Source organism: Mesorhizobium sp. M7A.F.Ca.AU.002.02.1.1 (genome assembly GCF_003998535.1).
Classification (GTDB): domain Bacteria; phylum Pseudomonadota; class Alphaproteobacteria; order Rhizobiales; family Rhizobiaceae; genus Mesorhizobium; species Mesorhizobium ciceri.
Genome location: NZ_RZPB01001141.1, coordinates 1 through 1,384, shown reverse-complemented (window position 1 = coordinate 1,384; position 1,384 = coordinate 1). Strand labels below are relative to the sequence as shown.

The 1,384-nt window shown below is 63.5% G+C and carries 3 protein-coding genes; 2 read left to right on the top strand and 1 reads right to left on the bottom strand.

What is annotated here, in order from left to right; genetic code table 11:
* Together EN879_RS35880 and EN879_RS35875 are read left to right on the top strand one after the other, a co-directional pair.
* The coding region (locus EN879_RS35880; protein WP_206521081.1) for a 2-oxo acid dehydrogenase subunit E2 at positions 1-275 on the top strand (275 nt) is incomplete at its 5' end.
* 114 nt (positions 276-389) lie between these two features.
* Positions 390-758: a hypothetical protein gene (locus tag EN879_RS35875; protein ID WP_013529317.1), complete on the top strand. Its 369-nt coding sequence runs from the start codon at positions 390-392 to the stop codon at positions 756-758.
* Here the strand turns inward: EN879_RS35875 and EN879_RS35870 are convergent.
* Positions 755-1,384: sugar-binding domain-containing protein (locus EN879_RS35870; protein WP_245493932.1), on the bottom strand; the 630-nt coding region annotated here is incomplete at its 5' end. The genes EN879_RS35875 and EN879_RS35870 overlap by 4 nt on opposite strands.

The following is a 1,384-nucleotide window of genomic DNA, read 5'->3' as shown; positions in this document are numbered from 1 at the left end:
CGGAAGAGTATCAGGGTGGCACCACGGCGGTGTCCAATCTCGGCATGTTCGGCATCAAGGATTTTGCCGCGGTCATCAACCCGCCGCACGCGACCATCCTGGCAGTCGGCGCCGGCGAGGAGCGGGCAGTGGTCAAGAACGGCGAGATCAGAATAGCCACCGTGATGTCGGTGACGCTGTCGACCGACCACCGCGCCGTGGACGGTGCGCTGGGTGCCGAACTGCTGGTCGCCTTCAAGAACCTCCTTGAAAATCCGATGGGCCTGCTGGTCTGATCCACCAAGCAGAAGCCGGCGCCGACTGATGCGCCGGCTTGCGACAGAAACGACTTGTCAGGCGCTGACCCTTGACCCATGTTCTATCTGGATTGCGATCCAGGGAGGCCAAATATGCCTGCATTCGACCCATCTGACGTCAAAACCCTGTTCGGCAAGGTCATGGGTGCGTCGCCATCCGACATCAAGCTGGTGGCGCAGCGCCTGCACGACCACGCCTTCGAGCCTCGCATGTCGGCGGAGGAGACCAGGCAGCTCGTCGCCAGCCTCGGCTATGACAGTCTGGACGCGTTCTGCGCCGACATCGGTCTGCCCACGCATATCGCCGAGCGGTGGAGCCGTTTTGGTGTTTCCGGCGAGATGAAGCAGGTGTTCACACTGTTGGCGGCGCAGCGCAAGCGGGTGGCCGAGGCGATCGCCGAATTCGAATCCATGACCCATGTCGGCGTCGAGGATTTTTTGCGCGAGCGCGGGCTGATCTAACCGCCCTTGGCAAGCAGCGCCGTGGCGGTATCGCTGTCAGTGATCAGCACATTGGTGTCGACGGCTTTCAGTGCGGCGAGGATCGCCGCGACCTTGCGCTTGCCGCCCGCGGCGAGAACCACATTCGGCACCTTGCCGACCACATCGAGATCGATGGCCATGACACGCCCGTTTACCTCGTGGTCCACCAAACGGCCATTGGCATCGACGAAATAGCACAGCATGTTGGCGACCGCGCCCTTCGCTTTCAACGGAGCGATCAGCGATGACGGAACGATGCCATGCCGGAAGATGGTGGCGTCCGGCGACATGTCGCCGACGGTGAGCAGCGCGATGTCGGCGGCGGCCGCGCGTTGGCGTACATCCTGCAGGGTCGGCTGCGCCCAGAGGAGATCGCGCAGCGAGGAATTGTCGACCGTGACCGGCGCGGTGATCTGGTAGCTGTCGACCTCGAAGACATCGGCTACCTTGGCGGCAACGATGGACGGATTGATCCATTGCGAGTGCGGCAGGCTGCCGACGAGCGCCACCACACAGGCACGCTTCAACTGCCGGCGGGCAAGGAAGCCGAGGCTGGCATGCAGGGTCGCGCGGCCACCGATGGCGAGCGTCATGCCGTGCTGCAT

Coding starts and splice junctions, on each gene's coding strand:
- EN879_RS35875 (WP_013529317.1), top strand. CDS start 390: ATGCCTGCATTCGACCCATCTGACGTCAAAACCCTGTTCGGCAAGGTC.